We start from the raw sequence: 22,047 nt of genomic DNA on the forward strand, positions 1-22,047 counted from the left end.
CGACTCCTATCGGGCAATGATGAGCGGATGCCCCCGCTCGGGATGACGCTGCACCAGCACATCGAGGCCGAACACCGCCTTCAGCGCCGCCGGTTGCAGCACGGTATCCGGCACGTCGAGAGCATAGGGCTGGCCGTCTTCCAGCAGCAGGATGCGATCACAATAGCGTGCGGCCAGGTTCAGGTCGTGCAGGATCACCAACACCGCCGCGCCGCGATCGGCGAAACCGCGCACCGCCTGCAGGGTGGTGTGCTGGTGCAGCGGGTCAAGGGCCGAGGTCGGCTCGTCGAGCAACAACGTCCGCCCCTCCTCGCCCGGCCATAGCTGCGCCAGCACCCGGGCCAGATGCACCCGCTGGCGCTCGCCGCCGGACAATGCCAGGTAACTGCGATCGGCCAGATGCAGGGCATCCGCCGCTTGCAGTGCCTCGGTCACGATCTCGCGGTCGCGGGCCTGCCCGGTGCGATGGGGTAAACGCCCCATCCCCACGACTTCCTCGACACGGAACGCAAAGCCGAGGCTCGACACCTGCGGCAAAACTGCCAGGCGCTGTGCCCGCTCCGGCCCCGCCCAGTCGGTCAATGGCCGGTCATGCAGCAGGACACGCCCCCGATGCGGCGTCAGCTCGCCACACAGGGCTCCGAGCAGTGTGCTTTTCCCCGCCCCGTTGGGGCCGAGCACACCGAGCACCTGCCCCGGCGCGACATCGAGGCTGATACCGTCGAGCACGCTCTTGTGCCCGCGAATGACCTGCAGATCCCGGACCTGGAGCATCAGGCGCGCCCCCGCAATAGCAGATAGAGAAAGAACGGCGCACCGATGAACGCGGTGACGATACCGATAGGCAGTTCTGCCGGCGCCAGCGCCAGGCGGGCGATCAGGTCGGCGAACAGCAGCAGCGAGGCGCCGGCCAGCAACGAGGCAGGCAGCAGCACGCGATGGTCAGGCCCGGCCAGCAGGCGCACCAGATGCGGTACTACCAGGCCGATAAAGCCGATCAACCCGGCCGCCGCCACCGCAGCGCCGACACCCAGGGCCGTGCAGAACACCAGCTCGCGCTTGAGTTTTTCCACCTCGAAGCCCAAGTGGCGCGCTTCTGACTCACCCAGCAACAGGGCATTCAGGGCTTCGGCCCGACGTGGCAGCCAGAGCGCGACACCGGTCGCCACCAGCACCAGCGGCCAGAGGCGCTGGTAACTGGCGCCATTGAGGCTACCGAGGTTCCAGAAGGTCAGAGTGCGCAAGGTGGCGTCGTCCGCCAGGTAGGTGAACAGGCCGACCGCCGAACTGGCCAGTGCAGTCAGGGCGATACCGGCCAGCAACATGGTCGCGACGCTGGTCTGCCCGTCCTTGCGGCCAAGCCGGTAGACCAGCGCGGTCACGCCCAGACCGCCGAGAAACGCGAACAACGACAGCAGATAAGGTGCGAACACCTCCGGCACGCCGCCAATCCAGGTGCTGCCGACAATAGCGATCGCCGCCCCCAGTGCCGCACCGCTGGACACCCCGACCAGCCCCGGGTCCGCCAGCGGATTGCGAAACAGTCCCTGCATCGCAACCCCGGCCAGCGCCAGTACAGCGCCTACCGCCAGACCAAGCAAGGTCCGCGGCAGGCGGATCTGCCCGAGGATCAGTTCCGCCTGCTCCAGCCCCTCGCCATTCACCGGCATGCCCATCAAACGCAGGCCAGCGCGCAAGGTATCCAGCAACGGCAGGCTGACCGGCCCGAGGGCCAGCGACAGCCACACCGCCAGCAGGCACAACAGACTCAGGGCAATAAACAGCGTGCGGGGCGTTACCAGTCGGGTCATGGGGCGAGTTGGGCCTTGGCCGCTGGATAGAACGCCTGTGCCAGCGTTTGCAGGCTGGCTGGCAGGCGCGGACCGAGGCCGCCGACCAGCAAGGTCGGATCAAGATCGACCAGGCGTTTCAGGCGTACCGCACGGGACGCGGCCAATGCCGGGTTTTCCTTGATCAGCGCCTGCAACGCCGCATCGCCAGTCAGGGCGCGGTCGGAGAACACCACCACTTGCGGATTCAGCGCAGCCAGGGTTTCCGTGGAGAAGTTCTTGTAGCCTTCGTTGGTCGCAAGGTTGCGCCCGCCAGCCTGCTCGATCAGCCAGTCACCGGCGGTGCCCTTGCCCGCGATCATCGGCTTGGCCCCCGCATGGCCGACCAGCAGGATCACCCCCGGTGCCTCTTCGGAAGCCTGCACCGCCTTGATCTTCGCCTGCAGCCCGCCGAGTTGCTGGCGGTAGGCGACGAAGCGCTGCTCGGCCTGCTCCGGCTTGCCCAGCAGCTCGCCCAGATGCTTGAGGTTGCCATGCACGGCGTCCAGATCGGCCTGGCTGGAGAACAGCTCGACCCGCACCCCGGCGCCACGAACCTGCGCCAGCACCGGCGGCGGGCCCATTTCCTCGGTGCCCACCAGCACATCCGGACGCAGGCTCAGCACGCCCTCGGCGGAGAGCATGCGCTGATAGCCGATGCTCGGCAGCGCCTTCAGGGTTTCAGGATGCTGGCTGGTGGTATCGACACCGACCAGGCGGGGCTCTGCGCCGAGCTCGACGATCCATTCGCTCAGCGCACCACCGGCGCTGACCCAGCGCTGCGGCAGTTGCTCCGCCTGGGCCGGGTTGAACACAAGCCCGATACAAAGGGCAACCAGGCTGGCACATCGGCGCATAACGAAGCTTCCTGTTCAGGGTGTTAGGAGGGGGATGACGGACAGGGTATAAAGACGCCCGACGCGGCCCGAGTCGGTAATTTGATAATTATTTGCATTTGAGCGTCAAGCCGACCTCACCTGTCACGGAGTTTCCCATGCACCTTCTATGCACGTCTGCCGAACTGGGCGAAGGCCAGAGCCGTGGCTTCAGGCACGCCGGCATTGAGTTGCTGGGCGTGCGCCGCCAGGGCCAGGTCTTTCTGTACCGCAACCGCTGCCCACACCGTGGCATCCCGCTGAACTGGCAGCCGAACGACTTTCTCGACAGCAGCACCAGCCTGATCGCCTGCGCCCATCATGGCGCGCTGTTCCTGGTCGAGACCGGCGAATGCGTTGCCGGCCCCTGCGAGGGCGAACTGCTGGAAGCCCTGGACTGCCACGAGGACAGCCAGGGCATCTGGCTCAGGGATTGAGGAGCACCGGCAAGGGCCGGTCGATCCGTACCCCGTGTTCGTCCAGCGCTACACCGTAGGCCAGGACCTCGACGCCGTCGAGCACCGCCGCACGCAAGGCCATGGCATAGCCCGGGTCGATTTCCTCGGCCGGGCGCACCGCCTCGATACCGGTCAGGTTCACGCAATACAGCTGCACCGCCCGCACGCCTTGGCGAGCCAGGGCCGCCAACTCGCGCAGGTGCTTGGCGCCGCGCTGGGTCACCGCATCCGGAAAGGCTGCCGTGGTGGTGCCATCGAAGCCAAGGGTCACGCTTTTCACTTCGACGTAGGCCAGGCCGCTGTCGTAGGTCAGCTGGAAGTCGATCCGGCTTTTCTCTTCGCCGTAGGGCACCTCCCTGCGCAGCGCCGTGAAGCCGGCCAACTCGCTGATCAGCCCGGCACGCAGCGCTTCTTCGACGATGGCGTTGGCGCGCCCGGTATTCACACAGGCCAAACGGCCCTGCGGGGTTTCACTGATCTCCCAGGTACCCGGTAACTTGCGCTTGGGATCGCTGGAACGGCTGAACCAGACCTGACCACCCTCCTTCATGCAATTGAGCATCGAGCCGGTATTCGGGCAGTGGATGGTCAGCAGCTCGCCGCTGGGCGTTTCGATATCGGCGAGGAAGCGCTTGTAGCGTTTCAGCAGGCGCGCTTGCTCGAGCAACGGGGCAAATTCCATCAGCCTTGCCAGCTCCGCAAGCCACGGGCAATCCGCTCCACCGCTTCCTGCAGGCGCGGCAGGCTCTGGGTGTAGGCGAAACGTACATGGTGATGGGCCTGGTGGCGGCCGAAATCGATGCCCGGAGTAAAGGCAATATGTTCGGTTTCCAGGAAGTGCCGGCAGAAGGCGAAGGCGTCACCACCGAACGTGCTGATATCGGCGTAAAGATAGAAGGCGCCCTGCGGCTCGACGCTGATGCCAAAGCCCAGCTCGCGCAAGGCAGGCAGGAGGAAATCGCGACGACGGGCAAATTCGGCACGGCGCTCCTCGAGGATTTCGATGGTACGCGGCTCGAAGCAGGCCAGCGCCGCATGCTGGGCCATGCTCGGGGCACTGATATAGAGGTTCTGCGCCAGCTTCTCCAGTTCAGGGACGGCCGCCGGTGGCGCGACCATCCAGCCAAGGCGCCAGCCGGTCATGCCGAAATATTTTGAGAAACTATTAAGAATGAACGCCTGGTCGTCGACTTCCAGGGCGCTTGGCGCATCCAGGCCGTAGGTCAGGCCGTGGTAGATCTCGTCCACCACCAGGTGGCCGTTGTGCGCCCGGGTTGCCCGGGACAGGCCGGCCAGCGCCTCACGGTCGAGCACGGTGCCGGTCGGGTTGGCCGGCGAGGCCACCAGGGCGCCGACGGTATCGTGGTCCCAGTAGCGCTCCACCAGGTCGGCGTTGAGCTGGTAGTTGACCTCCGGCCCCACCGGCACCAGCTGTGCGCCACCTTCGACCAAGCGCAGGAAATGCCGGTTGCACGGATACCCCGGGTCGGCCAGCAGCCAGTGCTTGCCTGGGTCCACCAGCAGGCTGCTGGTCAGCAGCAGCGCGCCGGAACCGCCCGGGGTGATGAGAATGCGCTGGGGATCGATGTTCAGCCCGTAGCGCTGCTCATAGAACCCGGAGATCGCCTCACGCAGCGCCGGCAGCCCCCGGGCCGCGGTGTAGCGGGTATGCCCGGCGGCCAGCGCGGCCTGGCCGGCTTCGACGATGGGCGCGGCGGTGGTGAAATCCGGCTCGCCGATTTCCAGGTGGATGACGTCGTTGCCGGCGGCCTGCAACTCATTGGCCCGCGCCAGCAACGCCATCACATGAAAGGGTTCGATGGCGCGACTGCGCGCACTGTAGGACTGAGCCATTGGCCTTCTCTCAATCAGGACTAGACTGATGATTCTAACCGCGCGTTGCGGTGAACGTATGGATAAACCCCGCTGTCCTACCGGAGATAACCGGGAGTAGCGCACCCCGATCCTATCTGGTAAGTTCGGCGGCTCGCAGTCGCAGGGCCGGCGGTCGCCGGATACGGAAACATGCCTGCGCATTGGATCAGATGAGTGAGAGGCGGTCTATTCATGTCCACCGTAGAAAAGCAAAAAGCCGGTCATTCCATGTACGGTATCGACCCTTACGCGGAGACCAAAGGCGAGGAGTACATGGGCGCGCCCATGAAGGCTCACTTCACCAAGCTGCTCGACGCTTGGAAACGGGACCTGATGCTGAGTGTCGACCGCACCGTGGACCACATGAAGGACGAAGCCGCCAACTTCCCCGACCCGGCCGACCGTGCCAGCCAGGAAGAAGAGTTTGCCCTGGAACTGCGCAACCGCGACCGAGAGCGCAAGCTGATCAAGAAGATCGACAAGACCCTGCAGAAAATCCAGGACGATGACTACGGCTGGTGCGAGCAGTGCGGCATCGAGATCGGCCTGCGCCGCCTGGAAGCCCGTCCCACCGCGGACCTGTGCTTCGACTGCAAGGAACTCGCCGAGAAAAAGGAAAAGCAGGTCGGCAAAGGCTGATCCTGACTCCTGCAGAACGGGGCGCATCATGCGCCCCGTTTCATTTATATAGCCTGCACAGATCATGACCGACTCCCGCTACATCGGGCGCTTCGCCCCCACCCCCAGCGGTTTCCTGCATTTCGGCTCGCTGGTCGCGGCCCTCGCCTCCTGGCTCGATGCCCGCGCCGTCGGCGGCCAATGGCTGCTGCGCATGGAAGACATCGACCCGCCCCGGGAAGCCCCCGGCGCGCAGAAGGCGATCCTCGACACCCTGGAAAGCTACGGCCTGGAATGGGACGGCGAGGTGGTCTACCAGCATGACCGCCATCAGGCCTACGCCGAAGTCATCGACCGCCTGTTCCGCCAGGGCCTGGCCTACGCCTGCACCTGCTCGCGCAAACAACTGGAAGGCTATAACGGCATCTACCCAGGGCTGTGCCGCAATCTCGGTCACAGCCAGGAAGACGCGGCGATTCGCATCCGCGTGCCGGAACTGACCTACAGCTTCACCGACCGCGTCCAGGGGCATTTCCAGCAGCATCTGGGCAAGGACGTCGGCGACTTCATCATCCGCCGCCGCGACGGCCTCTACGCCTACCAACTGGCCGTGGTGCTGGATGACGCCTGGCAAGGCGTGACCGACATCGTGCGCGGCGCCGACCTGCTGGACAACACCCCGCGCCAGCTCTACCTCCAGGAGTTGCTGGGCCTGTCGCAACCGCGCTACCTGCACGTGCCGTTGATCATCCAGCCGGACGGGCACAAGCTGGGCAAGACCTACCGCTCGGCGCCACTCCCGGCCGAGCAGGCTTCGCCGCTGATCCTGCGGGCCCTGCGCGCCCTGGGCCAGGCCACCGATGCCGCGATGGCCGAGGCCCGCCCCGCCGAAGTCCTGGCCCATGCTGCCCGGCAGTGGGATGCGCAAGCGATTCCGCGCAGCCTGACCTTGCCCGAAGCGGATCTGCGCTAAGTGTTTGCCGGGTAGCGGAAAGGCCAATAGATTCAAACCCTTGGGCCAGATTCGCCTGCCCGTTTGCAGGCGCCCGCCCTTCCGTTACCATCACCCGCGTTTTGCGCCAATAATAAATCCAGTCCGCAGCGCACAATTCCATCGAGGCCAGCATGTACATCTATCGTTTGGTCCTGCTTCTGGTCGTGGGGATCTACCTGTTCTCCCCGGCCATCATGGACTGGTGGATCGAGCCGACCGGTGCCTGGTATCGCCCTTACCTGCTCTGGCTGATCCTGATCGTCGTGACCTTTATCCTGCAGAGCCAACGTGATGCCGATGAGCTTTAGCCTGACCCAGATGATCCTGATCAGCGCCGCCTACCTGATGGTGCTGTTCGGCGTGGCCTGGATCAGCGAACGCGGCATGATCCCCCGGGCGATCATCCGTCATCCCCTGACCTACACGTTGTCGCTCGGCGTCTATGCCAGCGCCTGGGCCTTCTATGGCACGGTCGGCCTGGCGTACCAGTACGGCTACGGTTTCCTCGCCTGTTACCTCGGGGTTTCCGGGGCCTTCCTGCTGGCGCCGGTGCTGCTCTACCCGATCCTCAAGATCACCCGCACCTACCAGCTCTCGTCGCTGGCCGACCTGATCGCCTTCCGCTTCCGCAGCACCTGGGCCGGGGCGCTGACCACGGTGTTCATGCTGATCGGCGTACTGCCGTTGCTGGCCCTGCAGATCCAGGCGGTGGCCGACTCCATCAGCATCCTCACCGGCGAACCGGTGAAGAGCCGGGTGGCCCTGGCCTTCTGCGCGATGATCACGCTGTTCACCATTTTCTTCGGTTCCCGGCATATCGCCACCCGCGAGAAGCATGAAGGCCTGGTGTTCGCCATCGCCTTCGAGTCGGTGGTCAAGCTGCTCGCCCTGGGCGGGATCGGCGTGTATGCGCTGTACGGCGTATTCGGCGGGCCGCACCAGCTGGAAGTCTGGCTGCTGCAGAACCAGACCGCCCTCGCCGCCCTGCACACACCGTTGCAGGAAGGACCATGGCGCACCCTGCTGCTGGTGTTCTTCGCCTCGGCCATCGTCATGCCGCACATGTATCACATGGCCTTTACCGAGAACCTCAACCCGCGCTCGCTGGTCAGCGCCAGCTGGGGCCTGCCGCTGTTCCTGCTGCTGATGAGCCTGGCGGTGCCATTGATCCTGTGGGCCGGCCTCAAGCTCGGCGCCAGCACCAATCCGGAATACTTCACCCTCGGCCTGGGCCTCGCCGCCAACAGCCAGGGCCTGGCCCTGCTCGCCTATATCGGCGGGCTATCGGCGGCCAGCGGGCTGATCATCGTGACGACCCTGGCGCTGTCGGGGATGGCCCTCAACCACCTGGTGCTGCCGCTCTACCAGCCTCCGGCCGAGGGCAATATCTACCGCTGGCTGAAATGGACCCGCCGCGCCCTGATCGTCGCGATCATCGCCGCCGGCTTCGGCTTCTACCTGCTGCTCGGCGCGCAACAGGACCTGGCCAACCTCGGTATCGTTGCCTTTGTCGCCACCCTGCAGTTCCTCCCCGGCGTACTCTCGGTGCTTTACTGGCCGACCGCCAACCGGCGCGGCTTCATCGCCGGACTGCTGGCCGGGATCACCGTGTGGATGGTGACCATGCTGCTGCCGCTGGTGGGCAACCTGCAGGGCTTCTATATCCCGCTGCTGAACATGATCTACGTGCTCGACGACACCAGTTGGCACATGGCGGCAATCGCCTCGCTGGCGGCCAACGTGCTGTTGTTCACCCTGATTTCGCTGTTCACCAATGCCAGTTCCGAGGAGGTCGGCGCCGCCGAAGCCTGTGCCGTGGACAATGTGCGCCGCCCGCAGCGCCGCGAGCTATACGCCGCCTCACCACAGGAATTCGCCACGCAACTGGCCAAGCCGCTGGGCGCCAAGGCAGCGCAGAAGGAAGTCGAGCAGGCGCTGCGCGATCTCTACCTGCCCTTCGATGAGCGCCGCCCCTACGCTCTGCGCCGCCTGCGCGACCGGATCGAGGCCAACCTCTCCGGCCTGATGGGCCCGAGCGTGGCCCAGGACATGGTGGAAACCTTCCTGCCCTACAAGTCCGGCAGCGAGAACTACGTCACCGAGGACATCCACTTCATCGAAAGCCGCCTCGAGGACTATCACTCGCGCCTCACCGGCCTGGCCGCCGAACTCGACGCCCTGCGCCGCTACCACCGCCAGACCCTGCAGGAACTGCCGATGGGCGTCTGTTCCCTGGCCAAGGACCAGGAGATCCTGATGTGGAACAAGGCGATGGAAGAGCTCACCGGGATCCCCGCCAAGCGCGTGGTCGGTTCGCGCCTGAGCACCATCGTCGAACCGTGGCGCGGGCTGCTCCTGGGCTTCATCAACGTGCCCGACGAACACTTGCACAAGCAGCGCCTGGCGCTCGACGGCCAGACCCGCTGGCTGAACCTGCACAAAGCGGCCATCGACGAGCCGCTGGCCCCGGGTAACAGTGGCCTGGTGCTGCTGGTGGAAGACCTCACCGAAACCCAGATGCTCGAAGACAAGCTGGTGCACTCCGAACGCCTGGCCAGCATCGGTCGCCTGGCCGCCGGGGTCGCCCATGAGATCGGCAACCCGGTGACCGGTATCGCCTGCCTGGCGCAGAACCTGCGCGAGGAGCGCGAGGACGACGGCGAGATCACCGAACTGAGCAGCCAGATTCTCGAACAGACCAAGCGTATCTCGCGCATCGTCCAGTCGCTGATGAGCTTCGCCCACGCCGGCAGCCACCAGCACAGCGACGAACCGGTGTGCCTGGCGGAAGTCGCACAGGACGCCATCGGCCTGCTGGCCCTGAACCGACGCAATTTCGAAGTGCAGTTCTTCAACCTGTGCGACCCGGAGCATTGGGTCGAGGGCGACCCGCAGCGTCTCGCACAAGTGCTGATCAACCTGCTCTCCAACGCCCGCGACGCCTCCCCGCCCGGTGCGGCGGTGCGGGTGCGCAGCGAGGCCAGCGAACATACCGTGGACCTGATCGTCGAGGACGAAGGCAGCGGCATTCCGAAAAACATCATGGACCGTCTGTTCGAACCCTTCTTCACCACCAAGGATCCGGGCGAGGGAACCGGGCTGGGGCTCGCTCTGGTCTATTCCATCGTGGAAGAGCATTATGGACAAATCACCATCGACAGCCCGGCCGATACCAAGAGCCAACGTGGCACGCGCATCCGTGTGACCTTGCCACGACATGTCGAAGCGACGTCCGCTGTGAACTGAGACCGTCGAGAGAATTGAATCAATGCCTCATATTCTGATCGTCGAAGACGAAACCATCATCCGTTCCGCCCTGCGCCGCCTGCTGGAGCGTAACCAGTACCAGGTCAGCGAGGCCGGATCGGTCCAGGAAGCCCAGGAGCGATTCAGCATCGCCACCTTCGACCTGATCGTCAGCGACCTGCGCCTGCCCGGCGCGCCCGGCACCGAGCTGATCAAGCTGGGCCAGGGCACGCCGGTACTGATCATGACCAGCTACGCCAGCCTGCGTTCGGCGGTCGACTCGATGAAGATGGGCGCGGTGGACTACATCGCCAAGCCGTTCGACCATGACGAGATGCTTCAGGCCGTCGCGCGCATCCTGCGCGACCGGCAGAACGCCCCGGCAGTGCCGGCGGAGCGCAGCAACGGCAAGGCGCCAGCCGCCGACAAGGCTGCGGGCACGGCCAATGCCAACGGCGAAATCGGCATCATCGGCTCCTGCCCCCCCATGCAGGACCTGTACAGCAAGATCCGCAAGGTCGCGCCTACCGACTCCAACGTCCTGATCCAGGGCGAGTCGGGCACCGGCAAGGAGCTGGTGGCGCGCGCCCTGCATAACCTTTCCCGTCGGGCCAAGGCGCCGATGATCTCGGTGAACTGCGCGGCGATCCCGGAAACCCTGATCGAGTCCGAACTGTTCGGCCACGAGAAAGGCGCGTTCACCGGCGCCAGCGCCGGGCGTGCCGGCCTGGTGGAGGCTGCGGACGGCGGCACGCTGTTCCTCGACGAGATCGGCGAACTGCCGCTTGAAGCCCAGGCCCGCCTGCTGCGCGTGCTGCAGGAAGGCGAGATCCGCCGGGTCGGTTCGGTACAGTCGCAGAAAGTCGATGTGCGCCTGATCGCCGCGACCCACCGCGACCTGAAGAACCTGGCCAAGGTCGGCCAGTTCCGTGAAGACCTGTATTACCGCCTGCACGTCATCGCGCTCAAGCTGCCGGCCCTGCGCGAGCGCGGTGCCGACGTCAACGAGATCGCCAACGCCTTCCTCGCCCGCCAGGCCGCACGCATCGGGCGCAACGACCTGAAGTTCGCCCACGATGCCGAACAAGCGATCCGCCACTATTCGTGGCCGGGTAACGTGCGTGAACTGGAAAACGCCGTGGAGCGGGCGGTGATTCTCTGCGAGAGCCCGGACATTTCCGCGGATCTGCTGGGCATCGATATCGAACTGGGCGACCTGGAAGACGACGAAACCTTCGACAGCCTGCCGGTCATCGCCAGCCAGGCCAACGCTGCCAGCCACGAGCCCACCGAGGACCTGTCGCTGGAAGACTACTTCCAGCACTTCGTCCTCGAGCACCAGGACCACATGACCGAGACCGAGCTGGCCCGCAAGCTGGGTGTCAGCCGCAAGTGCCTGTGGGAACGGCGCCAGCGCCTGGGCATTCCACGGCGCAAGAGTGGAGCCACCAGCGAGAGCTGAGCAGGAGGGTGCGACACGGTGTCACCCTCATTCGGGTAACACCGCGTTTCGGCCAAAAACTGTTACCTCTGCGCGACGTCGTAACAGAAACCGGGGCTTACGGTAACGAAACCCCGGTTTTTTTACGCCCTGAAATCACCCCCGAATCGCGCTAACCCCTTGTTTTACTGGGCTTTGCAAAAGTTGGCACGGCACCTGCTATATGTTCGGTACAAGAACAATAACAAGCACGGCAAAACACAATAAAAATAAGACGAATCGGCTCACGCACAATAAGAACAAGACGGCGGAGGCGCAGCTAACTGATTCTTTTGGAGAGGTGTTGTGTTTGGGGCTTGCCCCACAACCAGGCAGAGAACAACAAAAACTGCACTCAAGCAGAGCCTGAACTGGTTGGATCGAATGATCATCGCAATACAGCGGCCAAAGCAATCCGTTTGCTCTTGTACTCCCGATTAGGGAGACAGTCCACGGGCCCCAGGGCATTCAGTGGATCAGGGCACTCAACAAAAACAAAAAGCCCGACCCAAAAACAATAAGAGCACGCAACTACTTCTTGGGGAGCTTCGGCTCCCCTTGTAGTTTCCGCCTTTCGGAAAACCCGTCTTCCCCTGCCCTTGCAGCCCGTTTCTCGGGTGCCTACACCCTTTTCCGACTAAATGCTAGAATCCGTGCCCATCATGCGGCCATTCTTCGTTTCTGGCCGAAAATTCCTTCAAACAGTGCATCCCATGCTGAAGAAGCTGTTCCAGTCTTTCCGTCCCCCGGCGCGCGTCCAGCACCACAAGCGCACCACGCCCGAGGTGATCACTCATTCGCAGCACTCGCTGCAGCGCCATCAATTCAGCCGCCATGCGGTGAATATCGTCGAGCGCCTGCAAGGCGCCGGTTACCAGGCCTACCTGGTCGGTGGCTGCGTGCGCGACCTGCTGCTGGGCATCACGCCCAAGGACTTCGATGTCGCCACCAGTGCCACGCCGGAGCAGATCCGCGCGGAGTTCCGCAATGCGCGAATCATCGGCCGGCGCTTCAAGCTGGTCCACGTGCATTTCGGCCGCGAGATCATCGAAGTCGCGACCTTCCGTGCCAATCATCCAGATGACGAAGAGGAAAACAGTCACCAGTCGTCCCGCAACGAAAGCGGACGGATCCTGCGTGACAACGTCTACGGCACCCTGGAAGACGACGCCCAGCGCCGCGATTTCACGATCAACGCCCTGTACTACGATCCGGTCAGCGAGCGCATCCTCGACTACGCCAACGGCGTGCACGACGTGCGCAACCGCCTGATCCGCCTGATCGGCGATCCGACCCAGCGTTACCAGGAAGACCCGGTGCGCATGCTGCGGGCCGTGCGCTTCGCCGCCAAGCTCAACTTCGGGATCGAGAAGCACACCGTGCTGCCGATCCGCGAGCTGGCGCCGATGCTGCGGGAAATCCCGGCGGCGCGCTTGTTCGAGGAGTCGCTGAAGCTGTTCCTGTCCGGGCATGCCGCCGACACCTTCGAGATGCTGGTCGACCTGCAACTGTTCGATCCGCTGTTCCCGGCCAGTGCCGAGGCCCTCGAAGAGCAGCCGACCTACACCCACACCCTGATCAGCAACGCGCTGATCAACACTGACCTGCGGGTGCGCCAGGGCAAGCCGGTCACTCCGGCGTTCCTCTTCGCCGCCCTGCTCTGGCCAGCCTTGCCGGCGCGCGCCCTGCACCTGCAGAGCCGCGGCATGCCGCCGATCCCGGCGATGAACGAAGCGGCCCACCAGCTGATCTTCGAACAGTGCCAGCGCATTGCCATTCCGAAGCGCTTCACCCTGCCGATCCGCGAGATCTGGGACATGCAGGAACGCCTGCCACGGCGTAGCGGCAAACGCGCCGACCTGCTCCTCGACAACCCGCGTTTCCGTGCCGGCTACGACTTCCTCCTGCTGCGCGAAAGCGCCGGCGAGGACACCGATGACCTCGGCCAGTGGTGGACCGACTACCAGGAATGCAACGAAAGCGAGCGCCGCGACATGATCCGCGACCTTGGTGGTCGTGACGAAGGCACCGGTGCCGGCCCGCGCAAACGCAAGCGCAGCCCGAGCAAGCGCCGGCGTGCCGACGGTGGCGCTGGCGAATGAGCCAGCGCGCCTACATCGGCCTGGGCAGCAACCTGGCCAACCCGGACGCACAACTGCGCAGCGCCCTCGAGGCGCTGGCGCAGTTGCCGGGGACGCAGTTGGCCGGTGTATCGTCGTTCTATGCCAGTGACTCGCTGTCTCCCGGCCAGCCACGCTATACCAACGCGGTGGCCGCGCTGGATACCGATCTCGAGCCACTCGACCTGCTCGATGCCCTGCAAGGCATCGAGGCTGACCAGGGTCGCGAGCGCAAGGAACGCTGGGGGCCGCGGACGCTTGATCTGGATATCCTGCTTTATGCCGATCAGGTGATTGACGAGCCGCGTCTGAAAGTCCCGCATTACCACATGCATGCCCGTCCGTTCGTGCTGTATCCCCTTGCTGAACTGGTGCCGGAAGACTTCCGTCTGGCGGACCAGCGCCCTCTCGCAGAACTGCTGGCAGCCTGCCCGTTCGTCGGCCTCGAACGCCTGTAGCCGGGCGTTCCCCCAGCGGTAACGCCCGTAACAGTTCCGACGTAACAATGCGGTAACACGGTAATTGACTTCCCCCCGCGCGCTCACGACTATAGGCGTCCCGTGGCACGACCGTGCCGTCTACAAAGGCCGGGAACGGATTGACCCCAAACACCACACTCGATGATGTGCCGTTCCAGTGGTTTTCACAGCGCCTGAACGAGGATCGCTTTTCATGCCAGACGTAACCCTGACCACCCTGCAGGCCCTCAAGGCCAAGGGGGAAAAAATCGCCATGCTGACCTGCTACGACGCGACCTTCGCCCAGGCCGCCGCCCGTGCCGGCGTCGAGATCCTGCTGGTTGGCGACTCCCTGGGGATGGTCCTGCAGGGCCACGACAGCACCCTGCCGGTGACCAATGCCGACATGGCCTACCACGTCGCCAGCGTCAAGCGCGGCAACGAAGGCGCGCTGATCCTCGCCGACCTGCCGTTCATGGCCTACGCCACCCCCGAGCAGGCCTTCGCCAACTGCGCCGAGCTGATGCGCGCCGGTGCGCACATGGTCAAGCTCGAAGGCGCGGCCTGGCTCGGCGAGACCGTGCGCCAGCTGGCCGACCGCGGTGTGCCGGTGTGCATGCACCTGGGCCTGACCCCGCAAGCGGTGAATATCCTCGGTGGCTACAAGGTCCAGGGTCGTCAGGAAAACCAGGCCCGGCAGATGCGCGCCGACGCCATCGCCCTGGAACAGGCCGGCGCCGCCATGCTCCTGCTGGAATGCGTGCCGAGCGAGCTGGCTGCGGAAATCACCCAGGCGGTGAGCATCCCGGTGATCGGCATCGGCGCCGGCAGCGCCACCGACGGCCAGGTCCTGGTCATGCACGATATGCTCGGCCTGTCCCTGAGCGGCCGCGCACCGAAGTTCGTGAAGAACTTCATGGCGGGCCAGCCGGATATCCAGAGCGCCTTCCAGGCCTACGTCCAGGCGGTCAAGGACGTCAGTTTCCCAGGCAGCGAACACGGGTTCAGCGCATGAACACCGTCAAGACCGTCCTCGAACTGCGCGCCGCCGTCGCCCGTGCCCGCGGCGAAGGCAAGCGCATCGCCTTCGTGCCGACCATGGGCAACCTGCACAGCGGTCACGCCGCATTGGTGACCAAGGCGGCCCAGCGCGCCGACTTCGTGGTCGCCAGCATCTTCGTCAACCCGCTGCAGTTCGGGCCCAGCGAAGACCTCGACAAGTACCCGCGAACCCTCGCCGCCGACCAGGAAAAACTCCTCGAAGCCGGCTGCAACCTGCTGTTCGCCCCGACCGTCGAAGAGATGTACCCGGACGGCATGGGCGTGCAGACCCGGGTCAGCGTCCCGCAGCTCTCCGAAGGCCTCTGCGGCGCCAGCCGTCCCGGGCACTTCGAAGGCGTAGCGACCGTGGTCAGCAAGCTGTTCAACATGGTCCAGCCGGATATCGCGGTGTTCGGCCAAAAGGATTTCCAGCAACTGGCGGTGATCCGCGCCATGGTTCGCGACCTGAACATGCCGATCCAGATCATCGGCGAGCCGACGGTACGCGCCGAGGACGGCCTGGCCCTGTCGTCGCGCAATGGCTACCTGGATGCCGAGCAGCGGGCTACCGCACCCGTGGTCTATCGCACCCTGAGCACACTGGCCGATGGCATCCGCCAGGGCCGCCGCGACTTCCCGGCGCTGATCGCCGAGGGCCAGCAGACGCTGGTCGCCGCCGGCCTCAAGCCCGACTACCTGGAAGTCCGCCAGGCACTCAACCTGCGCCCGGCCCTGGATACCGACCGCGATCTGGTGATCCTGGTCGCCGCCTACCTCGGCCCGACCCGCCTGATCGATAACCTGCACCTCGATCTCGACGCCGGCTAAGCTCTCGGGATGCCCCGGACCAACCCGCCCGGGGCGCAGGTTGTAGCGAAATGACATATCTCAATGGCTTTTACCGGCCCGCCGCGAAATAATCCGCGACGGGCCGGTAACGGCTACACGTTCTCCGTGTCCAAGGCAGTCAAGCAATCAAGGAACCCTGCAGCGATGGCGTATTACCGTACTCCTCATGATGTCACCGCTCTGCCAGCCTGGCAGGCACTCCAGCAACACCGCGAAGCCATGCAGGATTTCAGCATGCGCGAGGCTTTCAATGCCGACCCGCAGCGCTTCAACCAGTTTTCCCTGAGCAGTTGCGGCCTGTTCCTCGACTACTCGAAAAACCTGATCAATGCCGAAACCCGCGACAAGCTGGTCGGCCTAGCCAATGACGTCGGCCTGAAAGACGCGATCCAGGCGCTGTTCGCCGGCGAAATCGTCAACGCCTCCGAAGGCCGCCCGGCGCTGCACACCGCCCTGCGCCGGCCGGTGGGCGACAAACTCAGCGTCAATGGCGTCAACGTGATGCCGGACGTCCACAAGGTGCTCAACCAGGTCACCGAGCTGGTCGGCAAGATCCATGACGGGCTGTGGCGCGGCTACAGCGAGAAGCCGATCACCGACGTGGTCAACATCGGTATCGGCGGCTCCTTCCTCGGTCCGGAGCTGGTTTCCGAGGCCCTGCTGCCCTACGCCCAGCGCGGCGTGCGCTGCCATTACCTGGCGAACATCGACGGCAGCGAGTTCCATGAGCTGTCGGCCAAGCTGCGTGCCGAAACCACACTGTTCATCGTTTCCTCGAAATCCTTCAACACCCTGGAAACCCTGAAGAACGCCCAGGCCGCCCGCGCCTGGTACCTGGCCCAGGGTGGCTCGGAAGCCGAGCTGTACCGTCATTTCATCGCCGTTTCCAGCAACAAGGCGGCCGCCGTCGCCTTCGGCATCCGCGAAGAGAACATCTTCCCGATGTGGGACTGGGTCGGCGGGCGTTATTCGCTGTGGTCGGCCATCGGTTTGCCGATCGCCCTGGCCATCGGCACCGCCAACTTCAAGGAACTGCTGTCCGGTGCCTACACAATGGACCAGCATTTCCAGACCGCCCCGTTCGAGCAGAACATGCCGGTATTGCTGGCCCTGCTCGGCGTCTGGTACGGCAATTTCTGGGGCGCGCAAAGCCACGCGATCCTGCCGTACGACCATTACCTGCGCAACATCACCAAGCACCTGCAACAGCTGGACATGGAGTCCAACGGCAAGCACGTGCGCCAGGACGGCACGCCGGTCAACCATGACACCGGTCCGGTGATCTGGGGCGGCGTCGGCTGCAATGGCCAGCACGCCTATCACCAGTTGCTGCACCAGGGCACCCAACTGATCCCGGCCGACTTCATCGTCCCGGTGGTGAGCTTCAACCCGGTCGCCGACCATCACCAGTGGCTGTACGCCAACTGCCTGTCGCAGAGCCAGGCGCTGATGCTCGGCAAGACCCGCGCCGAGGCCGAAGCCGAGCTGCGCGACAAGGGCATGAGCGAAGCCGACGTGCAGAAGCTGGCACCGCACAAGGTGATCCCGGGCAACCGCCCGAGCAACACCCTGGTGGTCGAGCGCATCAGCCCGCGGCGTCTCGGCGCGCTGGTGGCGATGTACGAGCACAAGGTCTTCGTGCAGAGCGTGGTCTGGGGCATCAACGCCTTCGACCAGTGGGGCGTGGAACTGGGCAAGGAGCTCGGCAAGGGCGTCTACCAGCGTCTGACCGGCGGCATCGAAGAGCCGGCCGAAGACGCCTCGACCCAGGGCCTGATCAACTACTTCCGCGGCCGTCACCGCGGTTGACCCCCGGTCGCTGCCCCCGGGCATGGCCGGGGGCAGCGGCTACACTGTCCTGACCCCGGCTGCCTTCGAAAGGCTTCCTTGCGTCTTCGCTGAAGGCAACGCCGTCCCATAACAACAGGACAGGTCGTGCCCATGTTCGATATCAGTCAATTCCCCCAAGCCGATGCCGTCAGCCGTGCCGCCGAACTGAGCCAGGGCGACTACGATCGCCTTTACCGCCAATCCATCGAACAACCCGAGCAATTCTGGACCGAACAGGCGCGCCGCCTGGACTGGATCAGTCCGTGGAGCGTGATACAGGATTGCGATATCCGCAGCGGCAAGGCCATCTGGTTCAAGAACGCCAGGCTCAACGTCAGCTACAACTGCCTCGACCGTCACCTGGAACAGCGCGGCGACCAGCCGGCGTTCATCTGGGAAGGCGACGATCCCGCCCGCTCCGCCACCCTCACCTACCGCCAGGTGCACCAGCAGGTCTGCCGCCTGGCCAATGTGCTCAAGCAGCGCGGGGTGACGAAAGGCGACCGGGTGTGCATCTACATGCCGATGATCCCGGAAGCGGCCTTCGCCATGCTCGCCTGCGCGCGGATTGGCGCAATCCACTCCGTCGTATTCGGCGGCTTCTCTCCTGACGCCCTGCGCGACCGTATCCTCGACGCTGACTGCCGCACCGTGATCACTGCCGACGAAGGCGTGCGCGGTGGCAAGACCATCGCCCTCAAGCAGAACGTCGACAAGGCCCTGGCCAGTTGCCCGAATGTCGGCAGCGTGGTGGTGGTGCGGCGAACCGGCGGCGCGGTGGAGTGGAACGATGGGCGGGACCTCTGGTACCACGAAGCCACGGCCCAGGCCAGCGATGACTGCCCGCCGGAGCCGATGGACGCCGAGGACCCGCTGTTCATCCTCTACACCTCCGGCAGCACCGGCAAACCCAAGGGCGTGCTGCACACCACTGCCGGTTACCTGCTGCAGGCGGCGATGACCTTCAAGGTGGTGTTCGATTACCGCGACGGCGAGGTGTTCTGGTGCAGTGCCGATGTCGGCTGGGTCACCGGGCACAGTTACATCGTCTACGGCCCGCTGGCCAATGGCGCCACCAGCCTGATGTTCGAAGGCGTGCCGAACTACCCGGACGCCTCGCGCTTCTGGCAGGTGGTGGACAAGCACCAGGTGAATATCTTCTATACCGCGCCCACCGCCCTGCGTGCCCTGATGCGTGAAGGCGAGGGGCCGCTGAACAGTACCTCGCGCAAGAGCCTGCGCTTGCTCGGCAGTGTTGGCGAGCCGATCAACCCGGAAGCCTGGGAGTGGTATTTCAATGCGGTGGGCGAGCAGCGCTGCCCCATCGTCGATACCTGGTGGCAGACCGAAACCGGCGGGATCATGCTCACCCCATTGATCAGCAACCGGCATATCAAGCCCGGCTGCGCGACGCGGCCGATGTTCGGTGTGCAGCCGGTCCTGCTGGACGAAAAAGGCCAGTTGATCGAGGGCCCCGGCGCCGGCTTGCTGGCGATCAAGGCCAGTTGGCCGGCACAGATCCGCAGTGTGTACGGCGATCATCAGCGAATGATCGACACCTATTTCAAACCCTTTCCCGGATATTACTTCACCGGTGACGGCGCCCGTCGCGACGAACAGGGCGACCTGTGGATAACCGGGCGGATCGACGACGTGATCAATGTGTCCGGGCACCGCATCGGCACTGCCGAGGTCGAGAGCGCGCTGGTGCTGCATGACAGCATCGCCGAGGCGGCGGTAGTGGGTTATCCCCATGACCTCAAGGGCCAGGGGATCTATGCCTTTGTCACACCGATGAACGGGGTCGAGCCGGACGAGGCGTTGAAGAAGGAACTGCTGGCCCTGGTGAGCAAGGAGATCGGCAGTTTTGCCAAGCCTGAGCTGATCCAGTGGGCACCGGCGCTGCCCAAGACCCGCTCGGGGAAGATCATGCGGCGGATCCTGCGCAAGATTGCCTGCAACGAGCTGGAGAACCTGGGGGATACCTCGACGCTGGCGGATCCCGGCGTTGTTCAAGGGCTGATCGATAAGCGCTTGAATACCTGATATACCGGCTACTTTTGGGACCGCAAAGCGGTCCCAGTGACCTGAGCCCAAAGGTATTCATGGAAGCCCTACGCCGCCGCATCGAAACCCAGCTTCTCAGCCTCACCGGCCTGTCCCTCGGCCAGCTCGACCTGGAAAACCCCAAGGGCGACCCCGGCCTGTTCGGCCCTCGCAGCCTCAGTTGGCAGGTGCACGGCGACTTCTCCAGCATGCTGGTCGGCGGCATCAGCGCCCTGCTCCTGCAAATGCTCCACCCGCTGGCCCTGGCCGGGGTCTGGGACCACTCCAATTTCCGCGAAGACATGCTTGGCCGCCTGCGCCGTACCAGCCAGTTCATTTCCGGCACCACCTTCGGCGCCACCCGGGATGCCGAGTGGCTGATCGAAAGGGTCAGGGCCATCCACCTGCAGGTAGTCGGCCACGCCGCCGACGGCACGCCCTACGCCGCCAGCGATCCCGACCTGCTGACCTGGGTGCATGTCGCCGAAGTACGCAGCTTCCTCGCGGCGCACCTGCGTTACCGCAATCCCCACATGACCGATGCGGCGCAGGACCTCTACTACAGCGAGATCGCCCTGATCGCCGAGCGGCTTGGCGCGCGGGATGTACCGCGGTCGCGGCAGGAAGTGGCGGATTATCTGCGCAGGGTGCGGCCGCAACTGGTTTGCGATGAGCGCAGCCGGGAGGTGGTGCGGGTGCTGCTGGACGCCCCGGCGCCGAGCCGGATCGCCCGGCCGGTGGGGCGCCTGATGATGCAGGCGGGGATCGGGCTGCTACCGGAGTGGGCCGGTGACATGTTGGGGTTGAGGTTGGGGCCGGTGAAGCAAGGGGTGGTCGATCTGGGCATGAATACGGTGGTCGGGCCGGTGTTGCGCTGGGCGATGCGCGATGGCTCGGTGCATCGGGCGCGGCGGCGGATGGGTCTGCAGTGACTTTGATGGCCTCATCGCTGGCAAGCCAGCTCCCACAGGGTTTTGTGTTGACCACAGGGTTTATGTTCGACGCGAACACTGTGGGAGCTGGCTTGCCAGCGATGAGGCCATGAGCATCACCACACTGCCCCGACCTGCCCATCTGTGCGACTATGCGCGAGCCCACCGCAGACTCAACGTCAAATCGAACAATACAGAGGACTAGAGCATGCAAGATGTCGTAATCGTTGCCGCCACCCGCACCGCGGTCGGCAGCTTCCAGGGCGCGCTGGCGAACATTCCCGCGGTCGATCTCGGCGCCGCCGTGATCCGCCGGTTGCTGGCCCAGACCGGCCTGGACGGCGCGCAGGTCGACGAAGTCATCCTCGGCCAGGTACTGACCGCCGGCGCCGGCCAGAACCCCGCCCGCCAGGCTGCGATCAAGGCCGGCCTGCCCCACGCCGTGCCCGCCATGACCCTGAACAAGGTCTGCGGCTCCGGCCTCAAGGCCCTGCACCTGGCCACCCAGGCGATCCGCTGCGGCGACGCCGACGTCATCATCGCCGGCGGCCAGGAGAACATGAGCCTGGCCAACTACGTCATGCCCGGCGCCCGTACCGGCCTGCGCATGGGCCACGCCAGCCTGATCGACAGCATGATCAGCGACGGCCTCTGGGATGCCTTCAACGACTACCACATGGGCATCACCGCCGAGAACCTGGTGGAGAAATACGGCATCAGCCGCGCAGAACAGGACGCTTTCGCCGCTGCCTCCCAGCAGAAAGCCGCCGCTGCCATCGAGGGCGGGCGCTTCGTCGATGAAATCACCCCGATCCTGATTCCGCAGCGCAAGGGCGATCCTGTCGCCTTCGCTACCGATGAACAACCCCGCGCCGGCACCACCGCCGAGTCCTTGGGCAAGCTCAAGCCGGCGTTCAAGAAGGACGGCAGCGTCACCGCCGGCAACGCCTCCTCGCTCAACGACGGCGCCGCCGCCGTGCTGCTGATGAGCGCGGCCAAGGCCGAGCAACTGAAACTGCCGGTATTGGCACGGATCAAGGCCTACGCCAACGCTGGTGTCGATCCGGCGATCATGGGCATCGGCCCGGTCGGCGCCACCCGTCGCTGCCTGGAAAAAGCCGGCTGGACCCTCGACCAGCTCGACCTGATCGAAGCCAACGAAGCCTTCGCCGCCCAGGCCCTGTCGGTAGGCAAGGAGCTGCAGTGGGACGCCTCGAAGGTCAACGTCAATGGCGGTGCCATCGCCATCGGCCACCCGATCGGCGCTTCCGGCTGCCGCGTACTGGTGACCCTGCTGCATGAAATGATCAAGCGCGATGCGAAGAAGGGTCTCGCCACCCTGTGCATCGGCGGCGGTCAGGGCGTGGCCCTGGCGATCGAGCGCTGATCGATACGG

The 22,047-nt window shown here is 64.9% G+C and carries 19 protein-coding genes; 14 read left to right on the plus strand and 5 right to left on the minus strand.

Annotated features, from left to right (window positions below; all coding sequences use genetic code 11):
- Positions 1-6: 6 nt before the first annotated feature.
- From AC2CQI_RS16360 to AC2CQI_RS16370, 3 genes are read right to left on the minus strand one after another with little or no spacing between them, the layout of a single operon-like run.
- Positions 7-729, minus strand: a complete 723-nt coding sequence (locus AC2CQI_RS16360; RefSeq protein WP_484580629.1) for a heme ABC transporter ATP-binding protein — start codon at positions 727-729, stop codon at positions 7-9.
- Between the two features lie 44 nt (positions 730-773).
- Complete coding sequence (locus tag AC2CQI_RS16365) at positions 774-1,757, minus strand: FecCD family ABC transporter permease (RefSeq protein ID WP_484580630.1); 984 nt, start codon at positions 1,755-1,757, stop codon at positions 774-776.
- Positions 1,758-1,807: 50 nt separating this feature from the next.
- Complete coding sequence (locus AC2CQI_RS16370) at positions 1,808-2,686, minus strand: heme/hemin ABC transporter substrate-binding protein (protein ID WP_484577328.1); 879 nt, start codon at positions 2,684-2,686, stop codon at positions 1,808-1,810.
- A 137-nt stretch (positions 2,687-2,823) separates the two neighbouring features.
- Here AC2CQI_RS16370 and AC2CQI_RS16375 point away from each other — a divergent pair, with 137 nt between their 5' ends.
- The gene (locus AC2CQI_RS16375) at positions 2,824-3,141 is read left to right on the plus strand and encodes a Rieske (2Fe-2S) protein (protein ID WP_484577329.1); all 318 of its coding nucleotides are present in this window, start codon (positions 2,824-2,826) and stop codon (positions 3,139-3,141) included.
- On the opposite strand, the gene sfsA is transcribed toward AC2CQI_RS16375, so the two are convergent.
- Both sfsA and AC2CQI_RS16385 read right to left on the minus strand, forming a co-directional pair.
- Entirely contained in the window at positions 3,131-3,844 is a 714-nt protein-coding gene (sfsA, locus tag AC2CQI_RS16380; RefSeq protein WP_075803506.1) for a DNA/RNA nuclease SfsA, read from the minus strand. The genes AC2CQI_RS16375 and sfsA overlap by 11 nt on opposite strands.
- Complete coding sequence (locus AC2CQI_RS16385; protein WP_075803507.1) at positions 3,844-5,016, minus strand: pyridoxal phosphate-dependent aminotransferase; 1,173 nt, start codon at positions 5,014-5,016, stop codon at positions 3,844-3,846. The genes sfsA and AC2CQI_RS16385 overlap by 1 nt, the downstream gene beginning before the upstream one ends.
- Positions 5,017-5,229: 213 nt before the next feature.
- Between AC2CQI_RS16385 and dksA the strand changes: the two genes are divergently transcribed.
- The 13 genes from dksA (at position 5,230) to AC2CQI_RS16450 (ending at position 22,038) form a co-directional block, all read left to right on the plus strand.
- Entirely contained in the window at positions 5,230-5,676 is a 447-nt protein-coding gene (gene dksA / locus AC2CQI_RS16390) for an RNA polymerase-binding protein DksA (RefSeq protein WP_075803508.1), read from the plus strand.
- A 64-nt stretch (positions 5,677-5,740) separates the two neighbouring features.
- A complete protein-coding gene (gene gluQRS, locus AC2CQI_RS16395; protein ID WP_484577330.1) occupies positions 5,741-6,628 on the plus strand; it encodes a tRNA glutamyl-Q(34) synthetase GluQRS in 888 nt (295 codons plus the stop codon).
- Positions 6,629-6,780: 152 nt separating this feature from the next.
- Positions 6,781-6,957 (plus strand): hypothetical protein, encoded by a 177-nt coding sequence (locus AC2CQI_RS16400; protein ID WP_003250005.1) that lies wholly within the window; start codon positions 6,781-6,783, stop codon positions 6,955-6,957.
- Positions 6,941-9,895, plus strand: coding sequence for a sensor histidine kinase (locus AC2CQI_RS16405; RefSeq protein WP_484577331.1), 2,955 nt, complete (start codon positions 6,941-6,943; stop codon positions 9,893-9,895). The genes AC2CQI_RS16400 and AC2CQI_RS16405 overlap by 17 nt, the downstream gene beginning before the upstream one ends.
- A 22-nt stretch (positions 9,896-9,917) precedes the next feature.
- Positions 9,918-11,357: a sigma-54-dependent transcriptional regulator gene (locus AC2CQI_RS16410; RefSeq protein ID WP_484577332.1), complete on the plus strand. Its 1,440-nt coding sequence runs from the start codon at positions 9,918-9,920 to the stop codon at positions 11,355-11,357.
- Between the two features lie 731 nt (positions 11,358-12,088).
- Positions 12,089-13,477 (plus strand): polynucleotide adenylyltransferase PcnB, encoded by a 1,389-nt coding sequence (locus AC2CQI_RS16415; protein ID WP_484577333.1) that lies wholly within the window; start codon positions 12,089-12,091, stop codon positions 13,475-13,477.
- Entirely contained in the window at positions 13,474-13,953 is a 480-nt protein-coding gene (gene folK, locus AC2CQI_RS16420; protein ID WP_484577334.1) for a 2-amino-4-hydroxy-6-hydroxymethyldihydropteridine diphosphokinase, read from the plus strand. The genes AC2CQI_RS16415 and folK overlap by 4 nt, the downstream gene beginning before the upstream one ends.
- Positions 13,954-14,167: 214 nt before the next feature.
- Entirely contained in the window at positions 14,168-14,968 is an 801-nt protein-coding gene (panB, locus tag AC2CQI_RS16425) for a 3-methyl-2-oxobutanoate hydroxymethyltransferase (protein WP_484577335.1), read from the plus strand.
- Entirely contained in the window at positions 14,965-15,822 is an 858-nt protein-coding gene (gene panC, locus AC2CQI_RS16430) for a pantoate--beta-alanine ligase (RefSeq protein ID WP_075803515.1), read from the plus strand. The genes panB and panC overlap by 4 nt, the downstream gene beginning before the upstream one ends.
- 165 nt (positions 15,823-15,987) lie before the next feature.
- Positions 15,988-17,652 (plus strand): glucose-6-phosphate isomerase, encoded by a 1,665-nt coding sequence (gene pgi, locus AC2CQI_RS16435; protein ID WP_484577336.1) that lies wholly within the window; start codon positions 15,988-15,990, stop codon positions 17,650-17,652.
- A gap of 132 nt (positions 17,653-17,784) precedes the next feature.
- Positions 17,785-19,719 carry an acetate--CoA ligase gene (gene acs / locus AC2CQI_RS16440; protein WP_484577337.1) on the plus strand — a complete coding sequence of 645 codons (1,935 nt, stop codon included), beginning with the start codon at positions 17,785-17,787 and terminating at the stop codon, positions 19,717-19,719.
- A gap of 59 nt (positions 19,720-19,778) precedes the next feature.
- Complete coding sequence (locus tag AC2CQI_RS16445) at positions 19,779-20,651, plus strand: oxygenase MpaB family protein (RefSeq protein ID WP_075803518.1); 873 nt, start codon at positions 19,779-19,781, stop codon at positions 20,649-20,651.
- Between the two features lie 208 nt (positions 20,652-20,859).
- Positions 20,860-22,038, plus strand: coding sequence for an acetyl-CoA C-acetyltransferase (locus AC2CQI_RS16450; protein ID WP_484577338.1), 1,179 nt, complete (start codon positions 20,860-20,862; stop codon positions 22,036-22,038).
- Positions 22,039-22,047: the final 9 nt, after the last annotated feature.

It is taken from the genome of Pseudomonas sp. P2S-1 (assembly GCF_057197725.1).